Here is a 13,001-nt window from a genome sequence, read left to right as displayed (position 1 = left end):
TTGTAATTATTGATTAATAGACTTTAATTTTGTTGACCTTACTCCCAACGAAATGGTAAATACCAATTCTCCGGTTGCATCAACTTACTGCGAATAGCGGATGCATTCCCAACGCCTTCCTTGCTCAATTTTTCGTATACCTTATCGGCAAGAAACGCAGGATCATTACGTCTACGTGCTATACGTACCAAATCCTCCCATCGGCTCCCTTCAAAAGCTAGCTCTAAAGCTCCTTCTTCGATTAAATAATTCTCAATATGCATTAGACTATCTGCCGGGTTTTCAATAACCCTACTTTGAAGATACGCGCGAGAGCGTATGCCTTCATTACGGTGCCAAATGCCCCGGAAATACGGATTTGCTCCCATCCTTGCATCAAAATCGTACGGCCAAGGCAGATGTGTTTGCATCAAGTCAGTCTTATCCGTTTGTGTCGGGTCATCGTAATTTCCGCGTAGACCGTTATTCAGTAAAGCATAGGCAAGCTTATGTTTTGCATCCCTATTAGCGGCTTCCGCAAAACGCAAATGCAATTTCGCTGCGCGGTAAAGGAACCATTTCCCATTCCGGTTGTATTCGTCTACTGGAAGTAAGGTCGTAATATCGGCATACTCATCGGTATATTTAGTGATTACCGGACGGTCGTCTACATTCGTTACCGAAAGCAATTTACGCCCATCATAAGGCACACCGTTCCATTGTTCCTGTTCATCCCATAAGTCAATGACTTCTTTACTTGGTTTTAGCAGGTACTCACCTCCATTGATCGCAAAATAACGTATAAAGGGATTGGTTTGTCCAAAATTACTGGCGAAGGGCATAGTCCACACCCATTCCGAGTTCCATAAGGCATCCTGCGAACGGGAGAACATCGAGCGCCAACCCAAGGTTTTGCTGTTTACAAATGTCCGGATATCTTGTTCCCTAAATCGGGCGTACCCTATCGACAGGTCATTGTTGTTTGTTACAGAGCGTTCTTTTAACTTAAAATAATCAAAATTCCAAGTATCATTACCTTTATTATCATAATAGGTCATGGCTCGCTTATAGGCATCTGCGGACTTGAGGTAATCGTTATTCCAGAGATACAAATCTCCTAATAAGGTATACTTGTTTATAAAAAAACGTTCGAGGTTAAAACCATCTACCGCAAGACGCAGCGATTCATCGTCAGGATAAAGTCCTTTGTACGGAATATTTTCCATGTCCCGGATCAGATTTGACAGCAACTGCTCAAATGCTATAATCGGATATTTGTTATTGTCCAATACATCATCCATACTCTCCAACGGATCGGTCACGTAAGGCACATTACCGTAATGTATTCCCAGTTGTAAATATACCCAAGTTCGGATGCCCATGATATCCGAATAACGGCTATTGTATTGGTCAATATCCATTTTATTGTCGTCGCGCATGGCATTAAAGTTTGTCAGCACATCGTTGCAGGCCAGTATTACTTCGTAAAATTTACGCGGGTTGATGTACGGATTATTGGCGCTCATTGCCGTCACATCGTTGCTATTGATTTCGTGTAAGTACGGATCCGCCTGTGGCGTCACAGTTAATAGATCCGCGCGCAGCTCATTCAAAAGCACATGCTGCTCGGCGAGGCCGAGAAACTTTCCGTAAACACCTATTACTGCAGCATCTGCATCAAAAATATTACGGTACATCTGTTCCTTCAACAGCACTTCTTCTGGCTCAACATCCAAAAATTTGGAGCAGGATGACAATCCCCATAGCGAGAAGGCAAGACATACACCATATAAGGTCTTCCGTTTCATATGTATATTATTTATCTTTTAATGTCCATATGGAGTATCGTTTATACACATTCCACATGGACTGTTACTAATCCGATTATTTTATTAAAACCCAGCCCGAATGCCCAACTGTAACATTCTATATTGAGGCGACATGCCAATATCCACACCTTGGCTGAAAATGGAATTGTTTCCACTGAATTCCGGATCATAGCCGAGATATTTCGATAGCGTAAATAAATTGTTCGCCGCGAAATATATATCAACTGACTTCAACACAGCCTTATTTAAAGGTAGGCGATAACCAATATTTACCGTCCGTAATCTCAAGTAAGAGCCATCTTCAATCCAGCGATCCGAAAACTCGGCATTGTTCAACGGATCACCCCAATTTGCTCTCGGAACATTTGTTAACTGCCCCTCTTCTTTCCAGCGGTTTACCACAGCAATACTTTGGTTATCATAATTAGATCCGCTTTCTGCATTTCTCCGTACCGCATTGTATACATCATTACCAATCGAATAGGTAAACACGGTATTAAAAGACCAGCTTTTATACGTTAATGAAGTGGTAAAGGCACCAAACCAATCTGGATTGGGATTGCCGATAATTACCTTATCGCGTGCGTCAATAATTTCATCTCCGTTTTGATCTATAAAATGCATGTCTCCTGCTTGAAAAGGCAATAAACTTCCATCTGACAGCTGCCGGTTCAATCCTGCGGATGCAGCCTCTTCTGAGGTTGAATAGATACCTTGTGTCTGTAGTCCATAGAATTGATTGGCTGCAGACCCGACTTCTGTAATCATATCGCCGCCGTAATACGATGTCTCAAAAGCTCCATCAGGAAGAGACGTTACTTCATTACGGTATTTTGACAATTGTATACCGATATCAAACGTCGTATTCTTATTGTGAACAAGTCGTCCATTGATACCTACTTCTACACCCAGATTGCGCATTGAAGCTCCGTTGAGAAAGACCACATCAATACCTGAATGCGCCTGTAAACCTTGGTATGTAACCACATCTTTGAACTGATTGTTGTACACATCGGCGGATAGATTGATACGTTCATTGGCAAATGACAGGTCTGCTCCGACATTCGTTTTAATCGCCCGTTCCCACTGTAATTTTGGATTACCGATATTACCGCGGATCAAGCCCTGCACACCTAACAAATTCTGTGACAAATAGTAGGATTTGGCAGCGTAATCTCCGATATCGTCGTTACCGCTTAGCCCAAAAGACGCTCTTAATTTTAGAAGATCTACCGCTGACGATTGAAAGAAATTCTCCGCTGATACAATCCACGCCGCATTAACAGCTGAATTAACGGCAAAAGCATTCTGGCCAAATTTTACCATATTGTTCTGTGGATCGTCACCAAAGCGAGAAGATCCATCCAATGCTACATCCCAAGAGAATAGATACCGATCTTTATACGAATAGTTATTTGCTAAGTACACATTCATCCAGTTCCAGTTACCGAATCCGCCCCGAATCTGTCTCAGTAAATTACTGCCTGCGCCGATATTGACATAGTCATCATTTGCTGAGTTAAATCCCAAGCCGTAATCATGCTCCGCTTTATTCGACTGCACACGTATGCCGACCCGTGTGTCTAACAAATGATCCACTCCAAATCGATTGGTGGCATGTAGGTACGTATCGTTAAACAGACTAAACAATCTCCGTATTTCTGTTCCAGACTGGTTAGAAACTTCTGCTGTCGGCAGGTTTTCGGCGAAAACCCCAATCTCAGGCAGGAAAAAGTTTTCACGTCCTTTGTCGTAAACTAAACCTGCAATACTCTTTAAGGCATAGTTGTCATTGAATTTAAAGTCAAAATGTATATTTCCGATAAAACGATAACTCCGGTTATTACCTATCGTATTATCGCTTACCAGTACAGCTGGATTTGTCTGATTAAAAATGTCAACGTCGGACAAGAGCGGTGAAATACCACCATCGTCACCATATACGTTAGCAAATAATATTGGTGATTTCACGAGCGCTGCATGCATCGGGCTGGAATAAGAGCCGACACCCTGGCTACGTAGATTGTGTTGATTATAGTAAAAAGAAAGGTTAGACTGTACCGTAAATTTTTTCGAAAGCTGCAAATCCCCATTCAACCGCATAGAATACTTACTGATTTCATCATTCACTAAGACCCCTTGATCCTGAATGTACCCTGTTGATAGCGAATATTTCGCAATATTATCTCCGCCAGTAACTTTAAGAAAATAGTTCTGACTAATGCTATTATCAAATACCACCGATTGCCAATCCGTGTTGTTATTATAGGTATAGTAATCCATTGTATTTGGCTCGGCTCCAAAATAGGGCTGTTCAGCAATTTCTGCCGAGCTTAGTCCCTGGCTTCTTAACAGCTCGGAAAGGTAAGACCGGTAATCGTTCGCTTCCATCAACGGTAGGAACTTAGGCCGTTGATTAAAGCTGGTATACGCACCAAAATTGATATGCGTAGCCAATTCGTCTGCATGGGAGGTCGTAATAAAAATAACCCCATTGCTACCCTTGGTTCCATAGAGTGATGAACCATCTTTGAGAACCGTAATGTTATCAACATCGCGGAGATCAATATTAGCTAATCCAGATTCGAAATAGTTGCTGATCAACTGGTGGCTATAGTCCTGATCTTCATACAACATACCATCTACGACCAATAAAGGTTGAGAAGTGCCATAAAAAGAACTGATGCCCCGTAATGTTAGATTAGCCCCCGTATTAGTTGTTCCCGACCGACGAACCGCATTCAGACCAGCAATTTTCCCCTGAAAAATGGTTGATGCGTTTTCATTAATGGTACTGTTCCACTGATATTTTTTTAGATCAAGAACCTCGACCGCTCCAACGGTAGACATTTTGTTTACCGCCCTATTGAATTGATTAGTTGTTTGGAATAACGGACTGTATCCGGCTTCGTAGAGCAGGATATCTAAACTTTCCTCCCCAACCTTAGAAAAAACTATTTTTTCCTGATAACCAGCATACTGCACCACCAGCTTCACATTCTGGGAGCGGGCTTTAATTGTAAAGCTACCATCGTCTTCGGTAATCGCCACAGAAACACCTTCTATACTCACATTTGCGCCCGACACAGGTTCCCCGTCGGAAGCAAAGCGCACTACCCCCTTGATCTCGATATCTTGTATTTCGCTTCGATATATAGCAGAGGAAGCTAGCATCTTATGTCTTGCCTGCAGCATATCGACAGGCAAAAACGTAACTAAGGCAAATCCCCCTATAAATAATTTATGTATCAACTGCATGTTCTAATTGGTTTAGTTTTGTTTTACTTTTGGTACAAATCGCAGATAATCCGCCACGATGGTATTATTCCCGTTTGTCGTGACTGCCGCACCTGTTAAAAAGGCATTTACACGTTTTAGCTCTGCTAATTCAAACTCTCCTAAATACACTTCATTGTAATTACGCACTTCCACATTCATATACGGAAACTCTTGAAATGTTGGGTATCGAAGTACGCCAAACTCATCTTCTACCATATTTATATCTGTCATGACTACTCTTTGCTGAAACACATTTGTCTGAATATCATTTACCGCCCGCCAGTAAACATCATAATTGGTACTTAGCAGATAAGGCAACGCATATCTCACCCCTAACGCGGATACACCGTGGTTCTGAATCATCAAATCCCGAAAGATATTTCCTGATGGATCCATTTTTTCTCTTACAAACGTGGAATTAGAAACGGAGGATGTTGTTCCTGTAAAATCTTCTCCTTCAATAACCAGGTCTAACAACCTATTAGCCACCGGTAATGTAGAGGTATTTAATACGTGTATATAGCCATTGCTTAAGGGTATCGTTTCAACAATTGCATTCTTATCAATTGGAAACTGCACACCCGAGATACTTACCAATTGATCCGGTAGGCTTTCTAAGTCGTAAGCCTGTGCAAATATCAGGTCTTTTACAATATGGTACCGGCTAATCGCTAACGAAGAATCTGCTTCGTTACGGTAGTTAACATAAGGAAGGAAACCATTGACCTCTTGCTCAAACGTCGCATTATTTAATACGAAATAAGTAAATCGGTCTTTCTCCACACGTACGTCGGCTAAATTATGTAGAAACTCATTGTTTAGGTACTCGTCTTCGGGATCATCTTGACCAGCAGCAGTGTCTAGTAAATTATAGGTGTTCAGACTAAGCACAAATTGATTTTGGGCATAATCGGTATTACTGTTAATAAACTCCCACAAATTTTGCTGGGGCATTAACGGCGTATTAATAACATGGTACAGTCCATCAGCACTTCCTTGATTCGCCTTGGCAAAAGCAACCCCACCTATTTGCGAGTTCACCAAATCTAAAATTTTACCGTTCAGCATCGTAATCTGCACCGTGTCACTACCTGTATTTAAACGATGCGTAGATACTGCGATGTGATTTTGAACAAAGGTCTCAAGGGCTTCAGGGTCCGTCTTTAGGGAGGTTACCAACGATTGAATACTTTCATTGGTCGGAGCAAAGACCGTATAAGCATTTCGTCCATCAAGATTTTTGTCTAATCCGGAAGTCTTGAGTAGATCCAGGAATACGGTCGCATTTGCCTCACTCTCCAATCGTTGGAGCAAGCTTTGATTAACATTTGTTACTCCATCGTTCACGTGATCGTCCCATGGATCGGTACAATGCGTTAAAATTGACGTAAGCAATAAGATGCTCAATATGTATATAGTTTTATTTTTCATTATATATTTTTAAAACTCCATTAAATTACATTATGGATACACGGCATTTCCATTGATATCGAATACAGGATAGATCTGTTCCATATCTACAGGTATGAAGTGGATCATATCCATTCGAAAAGGCGTATTGCGGTTAGTTTTCGTTTCCAGCCGTATGGTATGCCGATCTGTCGAGTTTATATCTACAATACCAACCATCTTCGTGTTGTAATTATTAGCCCCAGAAGGAGATCCAGCCAGATGCATCTTATAACCTAAAGCCTCTAATTCCCGTGCTGGCAAAGTTCTATTTCTATACTCACCGTTAACGATCGAGCGCGAAAGCTGCGCACCGTTTACATATACATCGATAGTATTAGAGCCTTGCTGACTATCTATTGTACGCCAACTGATCCACACTTTGTAGCGTCCTTTTACAATCACGGGGGTTTTGAGTTCAATCCAAGGTATAACTGCTGTGCGTAAATTAACTATCAATAGATCATTATAAACCGCTCCTATCATATTGGCTCCAAGCAAGCTTTCATAATCTATCGCCGCAGATTCAGCCCCTCCCCAACTCACGTCTTTCAGAAAACCTTTAGCTACAGATAAATTAGCCCGACCATAAACACCCGCTATCCTGATCTCAGGTTGATCAGCTGGATCCCAATAAATTGGAAAAGGGAAACGCGCTTTAATAAAGATATTATCTTTCAATTGATGTAACACACCATTTTTTGTTGTATTATCACTGATGCTACGATCGATTTCAGCACCCAATTCGATATTTCCCAACCACTCCTCTTCATTAATCAACACACGCTCACCATCAACCTTTACCAAAATAATCTCATTATTTACCTTAGTCACATGTGAATTTTGCAACATAAGGTCAGACACATATTTTAGATCAGGTACAATATGGTAAGCCATATGCATATAAAGGCTATCATTCGGATTTTTCGGGTTTCCTGTATGGGAATACTTGTCTCGTAAATCTGCTAAGCTATTAATACCTCGCTGTGCAAATACGGCATTTGACACAGCTAACACCGAAAAATATTGTTCTTCTTCAACTATATTCAAGGTTGCATCCAAGCCAGTCTCTTGTAAGGCTTCTGCAAATAAACTAAGCTCTGGGTTAGCCTGAATCTCTTCCATAAGCGTACGCGTAATAGGCGTGAATACTTTATCTACCCCATGTACCAATCCATTTCCCGTACGTTGGTTAGGTAAGATAATAACCGATTCTTTATTAAGCAGAATTTCGGAGCGTCCGTCTACATTGCGTACGGAAGTGGTGATAAACAGACCCGCTACGGAGTTCTTTGTAATTTTACCATCTTTAAAATTGCCTGTGGATACCGTATCAGTCACAATATGCTGTGTTACCAACAATTTAGCTTCCTCGTCCGTGAGATCGGCGACCTTACTCTTACCCAAGCTGCGGATGTAAGTGTCCATTGCGACATTATTTGGAGCAAACACTGTATACGTACCCCAAGCATCTAGATAAGCAGCTGTACCGGCTTTCACAACCGCTTCATAGAATACTGTAAAATCTTCCGAATTTTTCAAAAAGGTAGCGATATTGGGTGTCACGTCAGTAGTTTGGGTAAAATCTTCTTTAACACAAGCTCCCTGCACCATAAGCATCCAGACTCCCAAAGTCCAGTACATTATTTTTTCTATATATTTTATTTTCATAACCTTAATGTATTAATTGTTATAAAACGGGTTTTGTACCAATGCCTTGTTCATCTGCAATTCAGTAAAATAGATAGGCAGATAATGACTATTCGGATCCCGGTATTTGCCTAGCATGGACTGTTGCCGGTCTGCAGGAGCGTATTCCATTACCATATTTGTAATCAAATCTATACGTGCATAATTATTCCGCCTCGCATGGCGTAAGACATCAAACCAACGCTTGCCCTCGTACGCAAATTCACGTGCCCGTTCTGCAACCAAAAATGTTGTTATCGTAGCCTGATCATCCTCGGTAGGAGTTAAATCGTTCAAATCTAATGCATTTGCACGCTCGCGTACCTCGTAAATCAAATCTATCGCCTCCTGCCCTTCGTTTAGGCCGTTTAAAGCTTCAGCTTTCATCAACAGAACATCCGCATAGCGATATACCATCCAGTGGGTATATGATTCTTCCAATGTTTTACGCTGTTGTCTGTTAATTCCTTGGTACTTGTAGATTTGCCCTGTAGAAGCATCTAGCGAACCCCGATCTCCGCGTACATCAAAATTATCAGGATCGCTCTCATCAATCATGTACAACGATTCATACACAGTTCCTCCTACTGCATAAATACGATTTTGTATGAAGAGATTATGAAATGGATTTAACTGCTGCCGATCGTATTGCAATTCGAATATACCTTCAGAAGAATTACCCACTGCAAATAGCACATTTAGCCACGTCGATGGATCTCCCGAGACCAATTCAAACTTGCCAGACTTGACAATCATCTCGCAGGCATCCAACGCTTTGGAATAGTCATCTTGCCACAGATATACATCTGCCAATAGGGCATTAACCGTATATTTAGTTACCTTCCCTTTGTCGGCTGCAATTGTTGTGGCAAAGGTTTCCTTAACCATTCCCTCTGCACGAATCAGGTCCGCAACCACAGCGGCCAACACTTCTTCCTGACTGGATTTTGCAATCATTAGATTATCGTCATCCGACTGCGTATAATTTAATTTTAACGGTACATCCCCCCAAATACGGGCCAGATAAAAATACATCCATGCGCGTATGGTTAACGCCTCGCCGATGTACGCATCCAGATCGGCTTGAAGCAAGGTCGGATCTACCTCTTTTACACCTGGTGCATTATCTATTACATTATTACAATAATTGATAATACGATAAAAATCACCCCAATTGGTAAACGTATTGGTTGACATTAGATTAGCAAAACGATATTCTTCATGCATCTGTGTGGTAAAAGCAGTAAGCTCCACCATGTTGGTACGCATCTCGCCGTGCATAAAGAGTGAACTCACAAGATTACTCGATACTAAAGAAATATAGATACCGTTTACCGCTGAACGAACATGTTCCTTTGTCTGCCAAAAATCCTGCTCTACCAATCCATCCTGTGGCTTGAGGTCAAGCCATTTTGTACAGGAGCTCGATAGCGAGCAGATTGCTATCAGAACAATGGAAATATATAAATTGATTCTTTTCATGTCTTTCTATAGATTATCTTCATTAAAATCGAGTGGATAGTCCTAACGTAAAACGCATGGTGGGCGGTGTCCGGGAATCATCCCAGGCCACACCAAAAATGCCTTTTTGCATATTGATTTCCGGATCTTGTCCCAGATAGTTTGTCCAGGTAAAGAAGTTTTCCCCAGTGACATACATTCTTAAATCACTCATTCCCAAACGCTTCATCAGATCCTGACCAAAACTATAACTCACCGTGGCCGATCTGAAACGCAGAAAAGAAGCATCCTGCACATAGCGATCCGATCCCAACCAATTATATCCTTCTGCCAATAAAGCACGTGGCATATCCGTTACATCCCCCTCATTTCGCCAGCGGCTCATCACAGCGGTAGATTGATTGTCGTAATTGTGCATCTTCGTCGTATGCATCATGGCACCATTTACAACGTCATATCCTGTCCTGAAATTAAAAAATAGCGCAATACGTAAGCGGTTTTTGATATTTACCGACGGGCCAAAGCCACCCGTTAATCTGGGACTGGAATTTCCTAAATACACAATATCCCGTTCATCTATACTACCATCATTATTGATATCTGCATATCTGGCATCTCCCGCCTGAAAAACGTAGTCTGAGTAGGGATAATTAAATCGCATGTAGACGGGCTCTCCATCGGGCCCGATGATGTTGTTCCCATCTACGTCCTTTGCAATGGTTTCTTCTGTAGTAGAATAAACACCTTCGTACCGATAGCCATAGAATGAACCAATCGGGTTATTCATCTGTAAGATACGCTTGAATTCACCATTCACGGTGCCGCGTCCTTGTTCATTTACCAGGAACTCTGGGATCTCCCGGATCACATTCATATTCCGTGCGATATTAAACGAAAAGTCTATGGTGAGATCATTGGTACGGTAGGGTGTGGCATTCAGTCCGACCTCCCAACCTTGATTGTCCATGGTTCCAGAATTTAGCCATATGCTGTTGTAACCGCTGATATTCGGCACACCTAAGTTTTCGAATAACATATCCACAGTACGGTTTCGATAGAAATCCACATCAAGACGCACTTTTCTATCCCACACCTCCACATTGAAACCGACATTCTGTCCTTTCACGGTTTCCCATTTCAAATTCCGTAGTTCCATATTCGCCGGAAACACACCTGTTTCACCTAGATAGGACGTTGCGTTATTAACAATATTGCTATAAAACAAATAGTCATAACGTGGAGCCCGACCAGATTGTCCGTAACTTGCCCGTAGGCTCAGCTCATTAATAAAAGGAATATTTTTCATAAATTCCTCTCCCGAGACCCGCCACCGCGTAGAAATGGACGGAAACAAGCCAAAGCGATTATTGGCCCCAAATTTAGAATTGGCATCGGCGCGCAAGCCTGCGTTAATAATATACTTATCGTTTAACTTATATTGTGTACTAAACAATCCCCCTATCGACCGAGATTCGCCCATGCCGGCGAATAGCGCCAATTCATTGTTTTGTGTACGGCCTGGATTAGACGGATCTGTTAATAACGTCGACGCCGTATTGGAAATCAAGGATTCATAGTTTAATCCACGTGCTTCATCTGTTTGCCAGGACAATAGCATCTGTAGATCGTGTTTTTCTGTTGCGATGGGAAAGTAGATCAGATTGGCCTTCGTCTGCAAACGGAAAGAATCATGATCTGATTCTCCAGCCCGGTTTACAACCGTCTCGGTATATGGTCGACCGGTAGCCAACTGCGGTAAGAAATTGTTCACCCGGGCATTATTAATATCAAACATGACCTGAAAATCGGATATTAACTTGCTTGGAATAATATCGTACTTCAGATTGAAAACCGGTGTGATTCGTTCTCCCGAGTGTCTGTTACTGGCATATTCAGCCATAGCAGCAGGATTGTATGTGCCTGGATAAGCACCTTGTATATTGCGATCTGGAGAAAAATATACCGGCATTTCATTGCCATATCGGTCATACTCATACAAACTCATATTAGGCATTTTAATGTAAGCAAGCCCCCTGATATTATCTTGATTGTCCTTTGTATTTACATAATTTCGATCCGTTACGGTATGTGTATACGCAATGTCGGTACGGAACTTAATGCGGTCTGAGATTTCATAATCCAGATTCAGACGTGCGGAAATCCGTTCCAAGCCTGTCCCAACCGTTACCCCACGTTGACCTAGATAACCTACAGATGAGTAATAGCGTGCTTTTTCGCCCCCGCCCTGAATGGAGAAGGTATGATCATTGGAAAGACCTGTTTGCGTAATCGCGTCGATCCAATCCGTATTTTGACTGTAATTATTGTAATAGTAAACATCCCCCGGATCGTACTGAAATTCTTTAAAGGTCAAGGTATTTAGAGGGGTACCCGTACGGTTCATTACCATCTCTGGAATCAGTTGCGAGTATTGATTGCCATTTAATAGCGGTATAGCATCAGGTAAACTTGATAGTGAACCGCGGAACGAGTAATTGATAGTCGGTTTAGACATCGTACCACGTTTTGTGGTAATCAATAACACACCATTGGACGCCCGGGATCCCCATACCGCAGTTGCCGCCGCATCTTTTAAGACGGTTATGGTTTCGATATCTGCCGGTGCAATATTCAATAGCTGTGCATAACCGTCTTCGTCGGCTGTTCCGAAGTTAAAATCGCCGGGAATACTTGTTTCATATGGCATCCCATCTACCACAATGAGAGGTTCTGCATTACCACTTAAGGATGAAGTTCCCCGAATCCGGATAGACATCCCGGATCCTGGATCACCGGAGTTAGCCGAAATATCTACCCCAGGTAAACGTCCTTGAAGCGCCTCATCAATCGAACTAGATTGCATATCTTGGAGTACTTTGGCATTAATTGTAGCTGTAGCTGTTGTTAAGTCACGCTGCGCAATATTGAGCAGCCCCGTATTTGTACCCGTCTGCTGCCGGGAGATGGCCACCTCTTCGATCTGATTATCACTAGAAACCAATGATACGTTCAGCTGTGTCTGATTATTGATAGGCAGGGTCCGAACATGATAGCCAATAAAGGATACGTTTAGTCTATTCGTAGCCCCTTTTAACGTAATTGCATAGTTACCGTCCATATCTGTGGTCACGGCTGTAACAGTACGGTTATCACTGGCTAATTCGGCAACTGTTGCACCCACAATAGGTTCTTTCGTCTGCGAGTCGGTTACCCTTCCCCGAAGCACAGTTTGGGCATACGTATTCTCAGCACCCATCAAGAGGAATAACACCATCAGGGAAAAAATATAGTTTAACTGTAATTTCATAGGTTTAT

At 42.1% G+C, this 13,001-nt stretch carries 6 protein-coding genes; all 6 read right to left on the bottom strand.

Translation table 11 applies throughout. The annotated features are described in order from the left end of the window. Positions 1 to 38: 38 nt before the first annotated feature. The gene (locus FAZ19_RS03710; RefSeq protein WP_136819235.1) at positions 39 to 1,787 is read right to left on the bottom strand and encodes a RagB/SusD family nutrient uptake outer membrane protein; all 1,749 of its coding nucleotides are present in this window, start codon (positions 1,785 to 1,787) and stop codon (positions 39 to 41) included. A gap of 84 nt (positions 1,788 to 1,871) precedes the next feature. Beyond that, positions 1,872 to 5,066 carry a SusC/RagA family TonB-linked outer membrane protein gene (locus tag FAZ19_RS03705; protein WP_136819234.1) on the bottom strand — a complete coding sequence of 1,065 codons (3,195 nt, stop codon included), beginning with the start codon at positions 5,064 to 5,066 and terminating at the stop codon, positions 1,872 to 1,874. A 12-nt stretch (positions 5,067 to 5,078) separates the two neighbouring features. Next, positions 5,079 to 6,518, bottom strand: coding sequence for a fasciclin domain-containing protein (locus FAZ19_RS03700; protein ID WP_136819233.1), 1,440 nt, complete (start codon positions 6,516 to 6,518; stop codon positions 5,079 to 5,081). A gap of 30 nt (positions 6,519 to 6,548) precedes the next feature. Continuing rightward, entirely contained in the window at positions 6,549 to 8,207 is a 1,659-nt protein-coding gene (locus FAZ19_RS03695) for a fasciclin domain-containing protein (protein WP_136819232.1), read from the bottom strand. A gap of 12 nt (positions 8,208 to 8,219) precedes the next feature. Then, positions 8,220 to 9,707 carry a RagB/SusD family nutrient uptake outer membrane protein gene (locus FAZ19_RS03690; protein ID WP_211245421.1) on the bottom strand — a complete coding sequence of 496 codons (1,488 nt, stop codon included), beginning with the start codon at positions 9,705 to 9,707 and terminating at the stop codon, positions 8,220 to 8,222. A 22-nt stretch (positions 9,708 to 9,729) separates the two neighbouring features. After that, positions 9,730 to 12,993: a SusC/RagA family TonB-linked outer membrane protein gene (locus tag FAZ19_RS03685; protein ID WP_136819231.1), complete on the bottom strand. Its 3,264-nt coding sequence runs from the start codon at positions 12,991 to 12,993 to the stop codon at positions 9,730 to 9,732. Between the last annotated feature and the right edge of the window lie 8 nt (positions 12,994 to 13,001).

This window comes from Sphingobacterium alkalisoli (assembly GCF_005049105.1).
GTDB classification, from domain to species: Bacteria; Bacteroidota; Bacteroidia; order Sphingobacteriales; family Sphingobacteriaceae; genus Sphingobacterium; species Sphingobacterium alkalisoli.
This window is presented reverse-complemented; position numbering and strand designations above follow the sequence as displayed.